The sequence below is a fragment of the Rhodoferax ferrireducens genome (assembly GCF_003347515.1).
In the GTDB taxonomy this organism is placed as follows: Bacteria; Pseudomonadota; Gammaproteobacteria; order Burkholderiales; family Burkholderiaceae_C; genus Rhodoferax.
Genome location: NZ_QEII01000236.1, coordinates 12476 through 30056, shown reverse-complemented (window position 1 = coordinate 30056; position 17581 = coordinate 12476). Strand labels below are relative to the sequence as shown.

General features: G+C 59.6%; 16 protein-coding genes. 7 read left to right on the top strand and 9 right to left on the bottom strand.

Annotated elements, in window-relative coordinates:
• Positions 1-240: 240 nt before the first annotated feature.
• Positions 241-849: a hypothetical protein gene (locus C5P05_RS05805; RefSeq protein WP_157979228.1), complete on the bottom strand. Its 609-nt coding sequence runs from the start codon at positions 847-849 to the stop codon at positions 241-243.
• Here C5P05_RS05805 and C5P05_RS05800 point away from each other — a divergent pair.
• The gene (locus C5P05_RS05800) at positions 842-1702 is read left to right on the top strand and encodes an alpha/beta hydrolase (RefSeq protein ID WP_157979227.1); all 861 of its coding nucleotides are present in this window, start codon (positions 842-844) and stop codon (positions 1700-1702) included. The genes C5P05_RS05805 and C5P05_RS05800 overlap by 8 nt on opposite strands.
• Before the next feature lie 30 nt (positions 1703-1732).
• Here the strand turns inward: C5P05_RS05800 and C5P05_RS05795 are convergent, their stop codons facing one another.
• From C5P05_RS05795 to tal, 3 genes are all read right to left on the bottom strand, one after another.
• A complete protein-coding gene (locus tag C5P05_RS05795; protein WP_114968913.1) occupies positions 1733-2380 on the bottom strand; it encodes an HAD family hydrolase in 648 nt (215 codons plus the stop codon).
• Positions 2381-2384: 4 nt separating this feature from the next.
• A complete protein-coding gene (pgi, locus tag C5P05_RS05790; protein ID WP_114968912.1) occupies positions 2385-3953 on the bottom strand; it encodes a glucose-6-phosphate isomerase in 1569 nt (522 codons plus the stop codon).
• A gap of 68 nt (positions 3954-4021) precedes the next feature.
• A complete protein-coding gene (gene tal, locus C5P05_RS05785; RefSeq protein WP_114968911.1) occupies positions 4022-4969 on the bottom strand; it encodes a transaldolase in 948 nt (315 codons plus the stop codon).
• 270 nt (positions 4970-5239) lie between these two features.
• Between tal and zwf the strand changes: the two genes are divergently transcribed.
• Positions 5240-6694: a glucose-6-phosphate dehydrogenase gene (gene zwf / locus C5P05_RS05780; RefSeq protein WP_114968910.1), complete on the top strand. Its 1455-nt coding sequence runs from the start codon at positions 5240-5242 to the stop codon at positions 6692-6694.
• 4 nt (positions 6695-6698) lie between these two features.
• Positions 6699-7547 carry a MurR/RpiR family transcriptional regulator gene (locus tag C5P05_RS05775; RefSeq protein ID WP_114968909.1) on the top strand — a complete coding sequence of 283 codons (849 nt, stop codon included), beginning with the start codon at positions 6699-6701 and terminating at the stop codon, positions 7545-7547.
• A 67-nt stretch (positions 7548-7614) separates the two neighbouring features.
• Here the strand turns inward: C5P05_RS05775 and C5P05_RS05770 are convergent, their stop codons facing one another.
• The 4 genes from C5P05_RS05770 to C5P05_RS05755 form a co-directional block, all read right to left on the bottom strand.
• A complete protein-coding gene (locus C5P05_RS05770; protein WP_114968908.1) occupies positions 7615-8838 on the bottom strand; it encodes a M20 aminoacylase family protein in 1224 nt (407 codons plus the stop codon).
• A gap of 32 nt (positions 8839-8870) precedes the next feature.
• A complete protein-coding gene (locus C5P05_RS05765) occupies positions 8871-9608 on the bottom strand; it encodes a DUF3047 domain-containing protein (protein ID WP_114968907.1) in 738 nt (245 codons plus the stop codon).
• Positions 9609-9736: 128 nt separating this feature from the next.
• Positions 9737-10753, bottom strand: coding sequence for a porin (locus C5P05_RS05760; RefSeq protein ID WP_114968906.1), 1017 nt, complete (start codon positions 10751-10753; stop codon positions 9737-9739).
• 253 nt (positions 10754-11006) lie between these two features.
• Positions 11007-11987, bottom strand: coding sequence for a porin (locus C5P05_RS05755; RefSeq protein WP_114968905.1), 981 nt, complete (start codon positions 11985-11987; stop codon positions 11007-11009).
• 441 nt (positions 11988-12428) lie between these two features.
• Here C5P05_RS05755 and C5P05_RS05750 point away from each other — a divergent pair, with 441 nt between their 5' ends.
• Both C5P05_RS05750 and coq7 read left to right on the top strand, forming a co-directional pair.
• On the top strand, positions 12429-13730 hold the full coding sequence (locus tag C5P05_RS05750) for a porin (protein WP_114968904.1): 1302 nt from the start codon (positions 12429-12431) through the stop codon (positions 13728-13730).
• A 126-nt stretch (positions 13731-13856) separates the two neighbouring features.
• On the top strand, positions 13857-14483 hold the full coding sequence (gene coq7 / locus C5P05_RS05745; protein ID WP_114968903.1) for a 2-polyprenyl-3-methyl-6-methoxy-1,4-benzoquinone monooxygenase: 627 nt from the start codon (positions 13857-13859) through the stop codon (positions 14481-14483).
• Position 14484: 1 nt separating this feature from the next.
• Here coq7 and C5P05_RS05740 read toward each other — a convergent pair whose 3' ends face one another.
• Positions 14485-14934, bottom strand: coding sequence for an OsmC family protein (locus C5P05_RS05740; RefSeq protein ID WP_114968902.1), 450 nt, complete (start codon positions 14932-14934; stop codon positions 14485-14487).
• Positions 14935-15001: 67 nt separating this feature from the next.
• Between C5P05_RS05740 and ilvA the strand changes: the two genes are divergently transcribed.
• On the top strand, positions 15002-16561 hold the full coding sequence (gene ilvA, locus C5P05_RS05735; protein WP_114968901.1) for a threonine ammonia-lyase, biosynthetic: 1560 nt from the start codon (positions 15002-15004) through the stop codon (positions 16559-16561).
• Positions 16558-17478 (top strand): 5'-nucleotidase, encoded by a 921-nt coding sequence (locus C5P05_RS05730; protein ID WP_114968900.1) that lies wholly within the window; start codon positions 16558-16560, stop codon positions 17476-17478. Before ilvA ends, C5P05_RS05730 begins: the two co-directional genes overlap by 4 nt.
• Positions 17479-17581 lie beyond the last annotated feature (103 nt).

The following is a 17581-nucleotide window of genomic DNA, read 5'->3' as shown; positions in this document are numbered from 1 at the left end:
GCTCCAGGCCGTCGTTGCAAGGGCTTGCCGTACCGTTGGTACTGTCTGCGCCCTTGCGCCTAGGACTGAAGCCTCATGCTGCGTCGAAGTGTTCTTTGTGGCACTCGGCACAAAACAACAAAAAACCCGCAGGGCCTTGAGCCTTGCGGGTTTTTTGTTGTGCTTCTATTTTTATAGCTAGCTGCGCTTATTGGACGGGGGCTAGAGGCCTATTTGGCATATATTTTTGAGCCCCAGCCTTTAATTAAACGGTGCGTTGAGTTGAAACATCAGCGCGGCTGTCCCCAGGATGTTGACTTGCGCCGACCAACCAGGCTTGAATTCATACACTAGGGCAGGAATGAGCGCCGGGGACAAACCCTTGTAGTTCAAAGGCACTTTGTCCTCGTAGGGATCCCGGTAGCCGTAGAGCAAACCGGCCGTCCACTTGAACGACAGGCGCTTGATACCCCCAATATCGTGATAGACGCCGCCCCACGGATAAACATACACCGTGGGTTGCCCAAATGAATTGGTGAACAGCGTGATGCCATCCACCTTGGCATTGGGATGCTCGCGCTCCAAGCCCAGCATCAACACTTGTTTGTGGTCATCACTGGGGGAGAAATGATGGGTATAGGAACTGAACTGCCAGCTCACGACTTTGTCCCGCGTCAGGTCGGAGAGGAAGTCTGGCGCGGCCATGGCGGTGCCGCCAAGCTGGGCCACAATCAGGCCAAAGGCGATGGGAATCAATTTATTCATGAATACAAGGGTGAGTTTGCTGACGCGATGGGTTGGCAGTGTAACGGCTGCCCTTTTGCGCACTGCCAGCAGCGGTGCCGCCTGGTTGCGGATTTTCTTGGTCATCTCCCTGCTGGCAAGCAGTGGCTGCGCCTGGCTCGATACCAAGCAGCGCCGGGTTATCTACCGCCCCACGCCGGGCATACCGGCTGATTTTCCAGGCCTGCGCAGTGGCGACGAGCGCTACTTTGTTGATATGTCGCAGGCCCTTGCCCATGATGGCGAAGCTGACAACGCCAGTGGCCCAGCCCACCGTGTCGAGATGTGGTGGTTGCCGCACGCTGACAAGAACGCGCCCACCTTGCTGTATTTCCATGGCACGTTTCGCACCCTGTTCGAGAACCTGCGCAAGATCGACGCGCTGCGCGAAGCCGGCTTTGCGGTATTGGCGGTGGACTACCGGGGCTGGGGCTTGAGCACGCCGATCACACCCTCGGAGCAAACCATTCTGCAAGATGCCCAGACCGCGTGGGCTGAGCTGCAGCGCCGCGAGCCGCGCGCCAGCCAGCGCGTGCTTTACGGCCATTCCATGGGCAGCGGCGTGGCGGTCGATGTGGCCAGCCGTCTGCACGCCCAGACCGATTACGGTGCGCTGATTCTGGAATCGGCCTTCACCGACTTTGCCGATGTGGCTTGGGAGGCGGGGTATCTGGCGCGGTTTTTACTGATTTTTAACAGTGAACGCTTTGACTCGCTGCAGAAAATTGCCCGGGTGGACGCGCCCGTCTTGATGCTCCATGGCAACCTGGACACGACGATTCCCATGCACCTGGGAGAAAAACTGTTTGCGGCCGCCCACCCGCCCAAACAATGGATCACCATCGAAGGCGGCGCGCACAGTGACCTGGACCAGGTCGGTCATGCCCAGTACCAAGCCACGCTCCGGCGTTTCATGCATGACTACCTTAGGGAGCGTTAGGGAGTGTGCGCGTCTCAGGCTTGTGCAGGCTCAGCTGCGCAACAAGTGCGCCAGTTGCGCCTGCAGCTGCGGCGCTGACTCAAAGTGGATGCCATTCCAGCCCAGTCCGCGAGCCGCTTCAACATTGCCCGGCAAATCATCGATAAACAAGGTCTGTGCCGGCTCCAGTGCATAGCGGGTTTGCAGCAACCGGTAGATGGCCGGCTCCGGCTTGATGTGCTGTACGTCGCCCGAAAAAATACCACCATCAAACCACTGCAAAAAGCTGTGCTTTTGCTCCAGCGTGCGGGCATAAGGCGCTGGCATGTTGGATAAATAGTAGAGTTTCAGCGCCTCGTCGCCACCCTGACCGTCCCGTCCCGCCGACTGTCGCAAACTGTGCAATTGGGCCAGCAGTGCCACCGTGTCGTCAATCGGCAGCAGCCGGTCGCCGATGCCATGCACCAGTTCGGTCAGCGCTCCCCTGTCCAGGTCCAGCCGCGCGGCGGTGCGTTCGATCACCGTCGCCATGCTCAGAAGACCGCGGTCGAAGTTGTGCCAGTCTTCATGGCCGAACACCGTCTGCGCCAGGTGCGCGCCTTGCTGCGGGGTGGATGCCCGTTGAGGAAAGCTGTGCGCCAGCAAGGCAGCGGGTCGCCAGGTGAACAGCACAGCACCAAAATCAAATACGACATTCATGCGTTCAGGCCCGCAGCAGGGCCAGCAAGCCGGCGGTGGAACCGTCCAGCCCGGCGGCGTCGCCACTGGCCAGACGCGGTGCAATATCCTTGGCCAGAACCTTGCCCAGCTCCACGCCCCACTGGTCGAAACTGTTGATGCCCCACAGGCTGCCGCTGACAAACACGCGGTGTTCCTGCAGCGCAATCAAGGCGCCCAAGCTGGCGGGGGTGAGTTCGTCCAGCAGCAAGAAGGTGCTGGGCCGGTTGCCAGGAAAGTTTTTATGCCCGCCCGTATCCGACTTACCGACCATCAGCGCCTGGGCTTGCGCCAGCACATTCGCCAGCAGCAGATCGTGGTGGCCGGCCAAGCTGTGCTTGGGTTTCTTGATCGCCACGAACTCGACCGGCACCACGTCCGTGCCCTGGTGCAGCATCTGGAAATACGCATGCTGGCCATTGGTGCCGGGCTCGCCCCACAGCACCGGCGAGGTGCCGAAGGGCAAGGCGTCGCCGCTGGCGTCCACCTGCTTGCCGTTGCTTTCCATCTCCAGCTGCTGCAGATAAGCCGGCAGCCGACGCAGGGCGCTGTGGTACGGCGCGATAGAGCGGCTGCTGAAACCATGAAAATTGCGGTACCAGACGTCCAGCAAACCCAGTTGCACCGGCAGATTCTGTTCCAGCGGCGCCGTGCGGAAATGCTCGTCCATCTCGTGCGCGCCGGCCAGGAATTCGCGAAAACCGTCGGCGCCAATGGCGATGGCCAGCGGCAGGCCGATGGCCGACCACATCGAATAACGCCCGCCGACCCAGTCCCAAAAGCCGAAGGTGGTGCTGATGCCAAAGGCATTCGCCGCCGCCACGTTGGTGGTCAGGGCCGCGAAGTGCCGACCAATGTCCGTGCCGCCCTGGGCCTCGAACCAGCGCTTGGCGGACAAGGCGTTGGTCATGGTCTCGATGGTGGTGAAGGTCTTGCTGGCGATCAGGAACAGCGTGCTTTCCGGCTTGAGACGCTTGAGCACGGCGGCCAGTTCATGCCCGTCCACATTCGAGACGAAGTGAAAACGCTTGCCCGGTTGTGCAAATTCGTCCAGCGCCAGCACCGCCATTTGCGGACCGAGATCGGAGCCGCCAATGCCGATGTTGACCACGTCGGTGATGGCCTCGTCGGCCCGCACGGTTTGCGCGTAGGCCAGCATGGCGTCCAGCGTGATGTGCACCTCGTGCAGCGTCTCTGCCATATGCCTGTGCACGGACTGTGTTGGCATGGCGGGGTCGGCGGGTGGTGTTCTTAACAAGCAGTGCATGACAGCACGCTGCTCGGTGCTATTGATTCTTTCCCCGGCAAACATCGCGTCCCGGTGCTGCTCCACGCCGGTTTGACGCGCCAGATCCAACAGCAACTGCTGCGTCGTGCTGTCGATCAGGTTCTTGGACAGGTCGGCAAACACATACGGCGCGCTTTGGCTGAAGGCCGCAAAACGGCCAGCGTCTGTCGCAAATGCCGTGCGCAAGTCAAAGGCGCGGCCGCTGGTATTGAACGAGGTTTGCAGTTCGCCCCAGGCGGGGGTGCGGTCACAACGGGTACGGTTCATGGGAGAAATCCTCGGTAAACGTGAAAATAGCGTGAAATCAACGTGACATCAACGTGAATGTCAGGTGATCAGGCGGCCAGCAACAACTGGTCCAGCTTGACGGCGTCGACGCAAAACGCGCGTATGCCTTCGGCCAGCTTCTCGGTGGCCATCGCGTCTTCATTCAGCGCAAAACGGAAGCCCGCCTCGTCGTAGGTCACGGGCGCCAGGTCCAGCGTCTGGGCGGTGTTGGCGTCGAGCGCGCGCGCCAGCGGGGTTTGGGTGGCGGCCAGGGTGGCCAGCAAATCCGGGCTGATGGTCAACAAGTCGCAACCGGCCAGCGCTGTGATCTGACCCACGTTGCGAAAGCTGGCGCCCATCACCTCGGTGGCAATGCCGAATTTCTTGTAGTAGTTGTAGATCTGCCGCACCGACTTGACGCCGGGGTCATTGGCCTCGGCGTTGTCCGCCTCGATCCAGGCCGCGCCGGCCGATTTTTTGTACCAGTCGTAAATGCGCCCAACAAAGGGCGAGATCAGCTGCACCTTGGCCTGGCCGCAGGCCACGGCCTGACAAAAGGAAAACAACAAGGTCAGGTTGGTGTGAATGCCGCGCCGCTCCAGCTGCGCCGCCGCCTGAATGCCCTCCCAGGTGGCCGCCACCTTGACCAGCACCCGGTCGATGTGGATGCCCTGCGCCTGGTACAGCTCGATGATGCGTTCGGCCCGGGCCACGGTGGCCGCGGTGTCAAAACTCAGGCGTGCATCCACCTCGGTGGAAACACGTCCCGGCACGATGGACAGGATTTCGACGCCAAAACGCACAAGCAGCCGGTCCATGATTTCGTCCAGCGGGCGCCCGCGGAACTCGGCCACGGTGTCTTGCAACAGCGACTGGTAGTCGGGCTTTTGCACCGCTTTGAGGATCAGTGACGGGTTGGTGGTGGCGTCTTGCGGCTTGAAGACGTCGAGCTGTTTGAAGTCGCCGGTGTCGGCCACCACGGTGGTGAATTGTTTGAGGGCGTCGAGTTGGTTCATGAATCGGGGTGTCTGGGGAGAACAAGCTGAAAGGATGTTAAGGAGCACTTTCCTTGAACCCGGCCGTCATTGCGAACGCAGTGAAGCAATCCATGCAGTCTGGACTGCCGCGCTTCGCTCGAAGTGACGCCATCTGGTTCAAGGTCAGTGTGCGGTATCGGGCCGGTACGGGGTACTCGCAATGACAAAAATGCGAATTTATCAAAGTACCTTGAATTATCAGTGAAACAAAGTTACATTATCAAGTCATTTTTTATGTAACTAAAAATCATGAGTTTTGATCTTGTTTTATTTGGCGGCACCGGCGACCTGGCTTGGCGCAAACTGATGCCTGCGCTGTTTCAGGCCTTTCGCCACGGCACGCTGCCCGCCCAAGGCCGCATCATCGGTGTCGGTCGCGACGACCTCAGCAATGAGCAGTACCGCGATTTGATTCGTTCCCGCTTCGACCATGTCGAACTGGCCAAACGGCCCAGCGTGGAGGAGTTCACCCGCTTTGCCGCCTTGCTTGAATTCGTGCAGATGGACTTGTCCATCCCGGCCGACTACGCCCGACTGGCGGCCGCCCTGGCGCAACGCCAGGCCGACACCGTGGTCATGTACGTGGCGACCGCACCCAGCCTGTTCACCACCGTCTGTGAGCAGCTGGCCGTGGCCGGGCTGAATACCCCGCAGACGCGGGTGGTGCTGGAGAAGCCGCTGGGCCATGATCTGGCGAGCAATCGCGCCATCAATGAGTCCGTGTGCCGGGTGTTTGGTGAAAAACAGGTGTTCCGCATCGACCACTACCTGGGCAAACCCGCCGTGCAAAACCTGTTTGCGCTGCGCTTTGGCAACTCCCTGTTCGAGCCCCTGTGGCGGCGCGAACACATTGCCAACATCCAGATCACCATCGCGGAAGAACTGGGCGTGGAAAAACGCGGCGCCTTTTACGAGACCACCGGCGCCCTGCGCGACATGGTGCAAAACCATGCACTGCAACTGCTGTGCGCCATTGGCATGGAGCCGCCCATCAACTCGCACGCCGACGCCATCCGTGACGAAAAGCTCAAGGTGCTGCGCTCGCTCAAACCCTGGACGCCCGAGACTCTGGCGCAGGACGTGATTCGGGGCCAGTATTCAGCCGGCGGCATCAACGGCACGCCGGTCGCGTCGTACCGCGAAGAGACCGGCGTCAACCCGCAAAGTCACACCGAGACCTTTGTTGCCCTGCGCACCGAAATTTCCAACTGGCGCTGGGCCGGCGTGCCCTTTTATATCCGCACCGGCAAGCGGCTGGCCGGGCGCGATGCCCGCATTGTGGTGAATTTCCGCCCGACACCGCACGCCATTTTCAATTCGCAGATTGACGTGGCGAATCGTCTGGTCATCAACCTGCAGCCCAAGGACGGACTGGAACTGCATCTGCTGGCGCAGGGGCAAAACAACCGCCGCAACACCCAAACCCTGTCGCCCGTGCAGCTGGATCTGGACTTTGACAAGCGCTTTGGCTCGGAGCGCGTCGGCGCCTACGAACGCCTGCTGCTGGACGTGATCGACGGCCGCCTGAACCTGTTTGTGCGCAGCGACGAACAGGAAGAAGCCTGGCGCTGGGTCGAACCGATTCTTGAACACTGGAAAAACGACGCGCAGGGCCCGCGCCTGTATGGCGCCGGCACCTGGGGACCGAGTGCCTCCAGCGCCATGATTGCGCGCGATGGTTTCTGCTGGGCCGAAGAGACCTGAACCTATGCTTGACCGCATCAAAGCTTGCCTGCCCTCGCTGGCGCCCGCTGAACAGCGCGTGGGCAAGCTCGTGTTGAGCGACCCGCGCAGCTTTGCTAAGCAGCCGATCAGCGAGCTGGCCGATCGGGCCCACGTCAGCAAACCCACGGTCGTGCGTTTTTGCCGCAGCGTGGGCTATGACGGTCTGTCTGACTTCAAGCTCAAGCTGGCGGGCAGCGTGAGCGAGGGTGTGCCCTTTATTCACCGCAGCGTCGATGTGGACGACAAGACCAACGACATCATGGTCAAGGTGATCGACAACACGGTGGCGGCATTCCTGAAATACCGCAACGACGCCAGCACCCTGGCGATTGAAAAGGCCGTCACCACCCTGGTGGAAGCCTTCACGCAGGGCAAACGCATCGAGTTTTTTGGCGTCGGCAATTCCGGCGTGGTGGCACAGGATGCGCAGCACAAGTTTTTTCGGCTCGGCATGCACACCATCGCCTACAGCGACGGCCACATGCAGGTCATGAGCGCCTCGCTCCTGGGGCCAGGCGACTGCGTCGTCGTCATCTCCAACTCGGGCCGCACCCGCGACCTGATGGACGCCTGCGACATCGCGCGCAAAAACGGCGCCACCACCATCGTCATCACCGCCAGCGGCTCGCCACTGGCCTCGGCCGGCCATATCCACCTGGCGGCCGATCACCCGGAAGGCTACGATCGCTACAGCCCGATGGTGTCGCGCCTGCTGCATTTGATGATCATCGACATCCTCGCCACCTGCGTGGCCTTGCGCATCGGCGGTGACACACTGCAGCCCTTGCTGCGCGAGATGAAAAACAATTTGCGCAGCAAGCGCTACGCCTGAAATTTATGCATTTTAGGCCGCTAGCCCTTATGGAATAAGCGCAGATAGCTCCTTAAAACAGAGCAAATCAAGGCACTGCCAGTGGCATGCCCTGCTCAATCAGACTGGCGTGCAAGGCCGCGCCCAAGGGCAGAATGTCGTCGTTGAAGTCATAGTGGCTGTTGTGCAGAAAGCAGCTGCCGACACCGTTTTCTTCGCCCTGGCCAATGCGCATATAGGCGCCTGGCTTGACCTGCAACATGAACGAAAAATCTTCCGCCCCCATGCTGGGCTCCAGGTCGCGCACCACATGTTCACGCCCGACCAGGCTTTGCGCCACATCGGCGGCGAAGCGGGCCTCGGGTGCGGTATTGAGGGTGGCCGGGTACATGCGCTCATAGTGCACCGTGGCCGTGGCGCCGAAGCCCAGCGCCACCGCGCTGCACAGCTCGTTCAAACGCCGCTCCACCAGGGCTTGCACATTCGGGCTAAAGGTGCGCACCGTGCCCACCAGCGTGGCCGTCTCCGGTATCACGCTCATGGCGCCGAGTTCACCCGCCCGCATGGCACACAGACTGATCACGGCGCTGTCCACGGGTTTCACGTTGCGCGACACGATGCTTTGCACCGCGGTAATGATGTGGGCGGCCACCAGCACCGGGTCCACCGTCTGATAAGGGTGGGCGCCGTGCCCGCCCTTGCCCGTGATCTCGATGGTGACGCGGTCCGCCGCCGCCATCATCGGCCCCGGATTGATGCCGATCGTGCCGGGACGCATGGCGGGCCAGTTGTGCATGCCATACACCGACTGCACCGGAAAGCGGTCAAACAAACCATCCTCGATCATGGCCTTGGCGCCCGCGTAGCCCTCTTCGCCGGGTTGGAAAATCAGCACGGCAGTGCCATCGAAATTGCGCGTTTCGGCCAGATAGCGCGCCGCCCCCACCAGCATCGCCGTGTGGCCATCGTGACCGCAGCCATGCATCAGGCCCGCCTTGGCGGATTTCCAGGCGAAATCGTTGTGCTCGGTCATGGGCAGGGCGTCCATATCGGCGCGCAGGCCGATCATCCTGGCATTGCTATTGCGCTGGCCCTTGATGACCGCTACCACACCGGTTTGGCCAATGCCGGTGTGAATCTCATCCACGCCACACAATTTCAGGGCCGTCTGTACCCGCGCCGACGTGTAAACCTCTTCAAAACCCAGTTCGGGGTGGGCGTGCAGATCGCGCCGCAAGGCCGTGATCTCGGGGTGAAAGGCCGCAATGTGGGCAAAGGCGCGGCCGTGAATTTTTAAACCTGAAGTCTGCATCTATATTCTCCTGCCTTGCTCACGCGAAAGCACTACTTACCCGCTGCCAGTGTCAGTTGTCCGTACCAGGCCTGGGTTGTCGAACGGGTGTTGTCAGTATCGGTCATGATGCCAATGCCCACCAAGGCGCCGGGCGATTCGCCAAAAGCCTTGACATAGTCCGCACGGATGTCACGCTCATAGTCCAGCCACTGGTTCAGGTTTTTGCCGCCTGACTCCACCACCAGTGTGCGAATACGGTCGGTACGCGGATTGATGATGACGGTGCCCGGTGCGCGGGAGTTGCACCACACATACATCAACGTGGCATAGGGCAGCGGTTCACCAGTGATGGCGTGCGATAGCTCCGAGAGCATGGCATTTTTGGCTGAAAACCGGGACCGATCACCGTCAAAGGCCAATACGATGCGCACCGGCGAATCATCAACCTCGCGCAAGGCCATGTCGGCTTGGGCAATCAATTCGGGGACTTTCCAGGAAAACTTCACCTGACCCAACTGATCGGGCGGAATGTGCACGGTCTGGCGCAACATGCTGGCGGAAGACACGGCACTCGCCGCCATGGCGTCACGCCCGTCCTGGCGAGCGTAGGTAAATTGGGTGGACCCTTTGCCTGGGAATTTATGGTGCCGCCATGCGTGTGCCGACGCCTGCGTCCAGGGACTGATGGCTGAATATCTGCGCTCCGATTCAAGCGAAGGCGCAAAAGACGCGCAACCCAGCAGCGGCAGCAACAGACCCAGTGAAGCTATTTTGGTTAGCGCAAGCATGTCACCTTAAGAAGGCCGGATGACGCATATTCGTCCAACATCCGTTAATTTGCGAAAAAAAAGCCGCTTGGCGAACCAGGCGGCTTTTCCTTGCTGATAGCAAAGCTGGCTGAATGCCAGCTTCAAAATCAGAAGTTGTGACGAACACCCAGGCCAAAGTTGGCCGTTGCTGCGGTATCAGCGCCAGCATTGTTATCAGCAGTGGTCTTGCTTGCAGCAGCGTACAAACGAGTACGCTTGGACAGGTCGTAGTAACCAACGACGCTGTAGCCCTTGCCGTTCGAAGTGGTTGCACCAGCAACTTCACCCTTGGACTTGGTGTAACCAATTGCCACATTTGCAGAAGTGCCAATAGGTGCGCTCAGACCCAATTGATATTCTTTGTCTGAATTGTCATTGACTTTGGCGGTGTTGTAACCACCGACCAATTTCACCACGCCAAAGTCGTACGAACCAGCGATCAGGTTGTACTTGGTAGTAGCTGTATCAGTCACCAATGCGTTTTGTGCTTTTTGCTCTTGATAAGCGTAGCCAACCAACACTGGGCCTTTAGCGTATTTCACGTGCAAGCTCAGGTTTTGATTTGCATCAACCGTGGCGGTCTTGTTCTCGCCCAAACCAACGACAGCAGCACCGCTGAAACCACCGAAGTCAGGTGATGTGTAGGCGATGGAGTTGTTCACGCGGCTGGCGTAATCAGCAACAGCGCCGTAGCCCCAAACCGTACCAGTCGTCGTGAAAGCCGCGGTATCGTATGTGTTGTTGGTTGCACCACGCAATGCGTCGTAAGCGGTGTACTGACGACCAGCGGTCACGGAACCAAAGCCACCGGCCAAACCGACAAAGGCTTGACGATTGAACAAGCTGGCTGAATCGGTCTGTGCGCCGGTGTCAATGTTGAAGCCGCTTTCGAGTTGGAAAACAGCTTTCAAACCGCCACCCAGGTCTTCAGAACCTTTCAGGCCCCAACGTGAGCTATTCATACCATTGGTATTGAGAACTGTTTGCTTGAGCTTTGCTGCACCGACGCCGGTTTCAGTTTGACCAAACCAGGTGTCGGCAACACCGTACAGCGTGACGGTGGATTGAGCCATAGCGGCGCCTGATGCAGCCAGCACAGCCAGCGCGATGAGGGTTTTTTTCATTCAATTTCTCCAAAGATGAGGTACATCAAAACACCACAGGTGTCTTGCTTCACTTCTTAACCAGAAGCTGAACGAATTTAAACAGAGAGACATGTCGAAGCAAAGCTTTTTGCCGTGCAAAGCTCAATTTGGAGCGTAAACCGTTGGCGTGATACAACATTTGAGAATTGCCAGTGCACAAAAAAACCGCCCATAAGGGCGGTTTTTTTCAGACTATCCGTGATCGACCGGTGAAACCGGTCTCACATGGAAATCAGAACGTGTGCTTCAGGCCCACTGCCAGCAAGGTTGCGTCAGTGTCAGCAACACCAGGCTTGGCAACATTGGCGGATTGGTAGCCACCATACACGGTCGTACGTTTGGACATGGCGTACGCAGCGCCCAGGCCGTAGCCCTTACGCGTAGCATCGCCTTTGGCTGCGTTGTCGCTGGACCGTGCGACACCTGCGGAGAGTGTCAGGGCGCCGGAGACTGGGAAGTCAGCACCGAGTTGCCATTCGCTGGTCGACGTATCAGCTGCACCGGTCACACGGCCGTAACCAGCCAGCAGTTTGGCAACGCCCAGATCGTAAGAGCCATTCACGCGGGTGAAGTTAGTAGCCTCTGCAGCGTCCGTGGCTTTCTCGCGCTGGTGAGCCAAACCTGCGTACACAGGGCCGCCTTCGTACTTGACATTGAAGGAAACAACCGAACCGGCATCAACTGTTGCGGTCTTGTTTTCGCCCAAAGCGTAGCTCACTGCAGCACTGAAGCCACCCATCGAAGGAGAAACATAGTACAGGCCGTTATTGGGGTTGGCTTGGTAACCGGTGCTCAACCAGACGTTGTTTTGGGGTGACAGGGCTGAATCGAATACAGCATTGGTAGCGCCGTTGATGTCGTCATAGGCTGTCCACATCTTGCCCAGTTTGACTTCACCGAAACCACCGGAGAAACCGACATAGGACTGGCGGCTGAAAGTCTGGCCGGCAGTAGAAGCAGCGCCTGTGTCAATGTTGAAGCCTTGTTCCAGCAGGAAGTTGGCTTTCAGACCGCCACCCAGATCTTCAGAGCCCTTGAAGCCAAAACGGCTGCCGGAAACGCCACCGCTGTCGAGCTTGATTTGCGAAGGTGCGTTGCTGAGTGTCGTGCGACCGAACCAAACGTCAGCAATGCCGTAAATGGAAACGCTGGATTGGGCAAAAGATGCGCCGGAAGCGGCGAGCACGGCGAGGGCGATCAAACTCTTTTTCATGAAAACTCCAATAAATTTAGGGGATTACCAAAACGCTTCTTGCAAAACACTCTGGAAGGGACGTGTTGAACATCTCGAAAATCATTTGAACAAATAAGCTCAATTCCTACAAATATTTCGTGAATCAATCATGATTTACCCTTACTTTTTTGGCAAAAATGTCGCTCCGATGCAACAAATCAGTACACCATAGCCTGAGTCACCAGCGCATTTCAAGTCCAGTAAGCAATCACCCCATTCACGCCCCCAGCTTGACGGAGGCTTAGCAATGCGCCCGCTAACGCGCCCCTAGGGAAAACACCTGTGAACGAAAAGCCCAAAAAGACATGCCTTGTCGCCAATGCGTCTTGTCGGTTCATTGGGAGGTATGGAGAATCAAAAGCGTCACATGTCTGCCGTGCATTGACCCATTTATTTAACGTAGAACCAACAAGGAACTTTATGAAATCCCGCATCGCCTCCGGCTACACCTCAATTCCGACTGCTGTGCGCAGTATCGCGACGGCCACCGCACTTTGCTGCGCCGGCTTCGTCAGCGCTCAAGGCACCGGCGCTTCCACAGTCACCTTGTACGGCATCGCTGATGTGGGCATTACCCAGGTCACCGGCTTGAAAGCAGGCTCGGTCACGCAAGTGGCCAGCGGCATCATGGAAGGTTCGCGTTGGGGCCTGAAAGGCAATGAAGACCTGGGCGGCGGTTATCGCACCGTGTTTACGCTGGAGAGCCGGGTTGAGCTGGATACCGGCTCGACGAGCAGCCGCCCCATCTCTGGGTCTCAGTTGTCCGATCGATTTTCCCAAGCCACACTGATGGGCTTGCCAAGTGCTTTGCAACCGGCCGTCGCAGGCGTCGACGCACTCTTGGCAAGCGAGTTTGGTGTGAATGTCGGTGCGAGCGGCAATCGCCTGTTCGACCGTCAGGCCTTCGTGGGCCTGGTCACGCCGTTTGGCGGCTTTCTGGCCGGGCGCCAATACACGCCGGCCTATGAGACTTTTGGGACCTACGACATTACGGCAACGCAGTCTGCCCTGTCCGCAGGGCAAATCGTGGCCTTCCCGGCAGTTTTTGAAATTCGCACCTCCAACTCTCTGGTCTACCGTATTCAGCAAGGCGGCATCTCGGGCTCCCTGATGTATGCCGCTGGCGAAGTCGCTGGCGATGCCGACAAAGGCCGGCTGCTCGGCATTAACGCCAACTACAAGGCCGACAGGTTCTCGGTGGGCGCTGGCTACAACACCCGGAACAACGAACTCGGGAACAAGTCCTTGACCTCCGCCATTCTTGGCGCCTCGGTGAATTTTGGTAGCAGCACCGTCAGCACCCTGGTGGCCAAGATCACGGATGACAACCCCAGCAGCTTGTCGGCTATTACGCCGGCGTTGACGCCCTTGGTAGGCGCAGCGAATGCGGCACTGGTCCAGAATGCGTTTATCAACGCTTTCAAACAAGACGGCAGACTGTTCCACATCGGCTATCGCTACGTGACCGGCCCGAGCACGATCGCGCTGGCCTATAACCATTACAACGACAACCGCCCGTCTGATTCAGACGTCACCTCTTATGGCGTCGCGTACACCTACGCGCTTTCCAAGCGGACGGATCTGAACGCGGTGCTGGTTCACTATGACAACCAGAACCTGGCGCAAGTTGCGCCTGGCGGCAATGGCTACATCGGCGGCGTGACCTCATCCGCGGGGACGGACAGCACAGGCTTGGCACTCGGAATCCGGCACCGCTTCTAAAAGACATTTTTCCCCTGTAAAAGAGCCCCTTGCGGGGCTTTTTTTCTTTGTCAGGGCCGCAAATGTGCAAGCGGGGACAATAGCGACTGCACCCAGCCTCAATTATTAAGCGGATCAGTTATACACATGAGCCCCTCCGACCAATTTCTTGCCACCGCCGACGCCGCCCTGCGCACCCTGTTTGCCACACCCCGCGCCGCCCTGCCCTGCCCAACGCTGCCAGGCGAAGCCACCGAACTGACGGCCACCGAGAAAGCCCATGCGGGCGCGCTGATGCGGGTCAACCATGTGGGCGAGGTGTGCGCCCAGGCGCTTTACACGGCACAGGCGTTTGCTACCAAAAACGAAGCGCTTCGCGCCCATTTCATAAGGGCCAGTGCCGAAGAAACCGATCACTTGGCGTGGACCGAGCAGCGCCTGAACGAGCTGGGGGACCGGAAATCGCTGCTCAACCCGCTGTGGTACGCGGGGGCCTTCGGGCTGGGCCTGCTGGCCGGACGACTCGGCGATCGGCTGAGCCTGGGTTTTGTGGTGGAAACTGAAACCCAGGTGGAGGCGCACCTGCAAAGCCATCTGACCCGGCTACCTGCTAACGACCACGCGTCGCGTGCCATCGTGGCGCAGATGAAGGACGACGAGGCGCGCCATGCGCTGGACGCACAGAAGGCCGGCGCCATCGAGTTGCCGCAAGCCGTCAAAAACGTCATGCGTGCCGCCGCCAAAGTGATGACGACGGTGGCGCACCGGGTTTAACTCAAGACTCGATCAACTCGAAACTGGTGCTGATCTCGGCAGTTTTGGCCAGCATGATGCTGGCCGAGCAGTATTTTTCGTGGCTCATGGCGATGGCGCGCTCCACCGCGACGACCGGAATGCCCTTGCCCGACACGGTGAAATGCATGTTGATGCGGGTGAATACCTTGGGATCAACCTCGGCCCGCTCGGCGGTGAGTTTGACCGAACAGCCGGTCACCAGATGGCGACCCCGCTTCAAAATCAACACCACGTCATAGGCGGTGCAGCCGCCCGTGCCGGCCAGCACAGTCTCCAGCGGGCGTGGCGCCAGGTTCAGACCGCCGTTTTCGGGTTTGGCGGCGTCCGGCGCGCCGTCCATCATCAAGGTATGGCCACTGCCGGTTTCGGCGACAAACCCCATACCCGAGCGCGTGCCAAGCGCCCCGGTCCAGCTGACTGTGCATTCCATAATGAAGCTCGCCCTTTATTTAAAGCTGAGAATTGTGCCCTGTGCCGGGGCTTATTATCAAAGCCCCATGAAAACACAACACCTCAAACCTGCTGACTACCTGAAAAAGATCCTGACCGCCCGTGTCTATGACGTGGCGGTGGAGACCGCCCTGGAGCCCGCCAAAGCCTTGAGCAAACGCCTGCACAACACCGTGCTGCTCAAACGCGAAGACCAGCAGCCCGTGCACAGCTTCAAGCTGCGCGGCGCCTACAACAAAATGGCGCACCTGACGCCCGAGCAGTTGAAGAAAGGCGTGATTTGCGCTTCGGCCGGCAACCATGCCCAAGGCGTCGCCTTGAGCGCGCAAAAGCTCGGTACCCGTGCGGTCATCGTCATGCCAACCACCACACCGCAGCTCAAAATAGAGGCGGTGCGCAGCTTTGGCGGCGAGGTAGTGCTGCATGGCGACAGCTATTCCGATGCCTACGCGCATTCCGTGGAACTGGAGAAAAAGCAAGGCCTGACCTTTGTCCACCCGTTTGACGACCCGGACGTGATTGCCGGCCAGGGCACGATTGCCATGGAGATGCTGCGGCAACTGCAAGGCCACGGCTCGAACCGACTGGATGCCGTATTTGTGGCGATTGGCGGTGGCGGCCTGATCTCGGGCGTGGCCAACTACATCAAGGCGGTACGCCCGGAGATCAAGGTGATCGGCGTGCAAATGAACGACTCCGACGCCATGACGCAGTCAGTGGCGGCCAAGAAACGCGTGACCTTGCCCGATGTGGGCCTGTTCTCCGACGGTACCGCCGTGAAACTGGTCGGCGAGGAAACTTTTCGGGTTGCGCGCAAGCTGGTGGATGAATACATCATCGTGGACACCGATGCCGTGTGCGCGGCCATCAAGGATGTGTTCGTCGACACCCGCAGCATCGTGGAGCCTGCTGGCGCCTTGGCGGTGGCGGCCATCAAGCAGTATGTGGCCAGCCACAAGACCAAGGGCGAGACCTACGCCGCCATTTTGTGCGGCGCCAACATGAACTTTGACCGCCTGCGCTTTGTCGCCGAGCGCGCCGAAGTAGGGGAAGAGCGCGAAGCCTTGTTCGCGGTAACGATCCCGGAAGAGCGCGGCAGCTTCAAGCGCTTTTGCGAGTTGATCGAGAATTTGCCCGGCGGCCCGCGCAACGTGACCGAATTCAACTACCGCATCAGCGACGCCGCCCAAGCCCATGTGTTCATGGGCCTGACCACGCACGGCAAAGGCGAATCCACCAAGATCGCCGCCAACTTCACCCGGCACCGCTTTGAAGCGCTGGATTTGACCCATGACGAACTGGCCAAGGAGCATATTCGCCACATGGTCGGCGGCCACTCCAAACTGGCGCAGGACGAGCGTTTGCTGCGCTTTGTCTTTCCCGAGCGGCCTGGTGCGCTGCTGAAATTTTTGAGTCTGATGCGGCCGGGCTGGAACATCAGCCTGTTTCACTACCGCAACCAGGGCGCAGACTATGGCCGCATTCTGGTCGGGCTGCAGGTGCCCGAGGCCGACACAGCAGCGTTCGACAAGTTTCTGGAGGCCCTGGACTACCCCTATGTGGAAGAGACCAGCAACCCGGTCTACCGGATGTTTTTGCAGACATGAGCGCCTCACTGGACGGCAAGCTGGTGGTGGCGATTTCAAGCCGCGCGCTGTTTGACTTCGAGGAGGAAAACGAAGTCTTCGAGCAAGGCGACGACCGCGCCTACATGGCGTTGCAACTGGCGCGACTGGACATTCCGGCCAAACCCGGCGTGGCGTTTTCCATGGTCAGGAAATTGCTGGCCTTCAACCAGGCACCCGCTGATCCCCTGAGTGCGCCGGCTTCGCAGCCGGTGGAGGTGGTGATCCTCTCGCGCAACGACCCGGTGTCGGGCATGCGGGTGTTCCGCTCGGCCCAGCATTACGGCTTGCCAATTGAGCGCGGCAGCTTCACGCGCGGGCAGTCACCGTGGCGCTACCTCAAACCACTGCACGCCAATCTGTTCCTGAGCACCCACCTCAGCGACGTGCGCGCCGCGCTGGACGCTGGCGTGCCCGCCGCGCAGGTGTATCCGCAATCGGCGCATGCCGGCGAGGCTTATCCGAATGAAGTGCGAATCGCTTTTGACGGTGACGCCGTGCTGTTCAGCGACGAAGCCGAACGCGTCTACCAGGCCGAGGGCTTGCGGGCGTTTCAAAAACACGAAACCGACAAGGCCCAGCAGCCGCTGCTGGCCGGGCCGTTCAAACCGCTGCTGACCGCGCTGCAGCGCCTGCAGCAAGCCGGCACGCCGCGCATGCGCATCCGCACCGCGCTGGTCACCGCCCGCAGCGCCCCGGCGCACGAACGCGCCATTCGCACGCTGATGGACTGGAACATCGAGGTCGATGAGGCGATGTTCCTGGGCGGCCTGCCCAAGGGCGAGTTTCTGCGCGAATTCGAACCCGACTTCTTTTTTGACGACCAGACCGGGCATGTTGACTCGGCCTCCCGCCATGTGCCCTCGGGCCATGTAGTGAGTGGCATCTCGAACACCTGAGGTCCTTCTTCCACAGTGTCGTCATTGCGAGCGCAGCGCGGCAATCCAGGGGGCGGGGATTGCCGCGCTGCGCTCGCAATGACGAAGAAATAAAAATCCACCT